1 protein-coding gene is annotated in these 306 nt (G+C 74.2%); it reads right to left on the bottom strand.

Features of this window, described 5'->3' with window-relative positions:
- Positions 1 to 89: 89 nt before the first annotated feature.
- The coding region (locus UK12_RS44195; protein ID WP_045307279.1) for a hypothetical protein at positions 90 to 306 on the bottom strand (217 nt) is incomplete at its 5' end.

Here is a 306-nt window from a genome sequence, read left to right as displayed (position 1 = left end):
GTCAGGGGCAGCCTCCTGCGCTGACCGGCGGCTAGGCACCCGTACCCGAGGGACGAGGCGGCGGCGTGGAGATCGTGCTGGACGTACCCTCACGAGCCGAGCAGCGGCGGACTCGCCTCCTGGGCCCGTTGGCGCCGGGCCTGGGCCTGGTCGCCGCGCTGGTCATTACAGGCCGCATGGTGGTCGCCCTCTTCGAGGACCTCGCTGCACGTGCCCCTCCCGATCAGCGCCTGGTACCCCCGGCCGGGCGCGGGGACGTGCAGGAAGCCGACACCTTCCCCCGCCTCGTAGACGGGAGGCGGGGCC

The sequence above is a fragment of the Saccharothrix sp. ST-888 genome (assembly GCF_000955975.1).
Classification (GTDB): domain Bacteria; phylum Actinomycetota; class Actinomycetes; order Streptomycetales; family Streptomycetaceae; genus Kitasatospora.
Note: the sequence above shows the minus strand (reverse complement) of the source record. Positions and strands in the feature narration are given on the sequence as shown.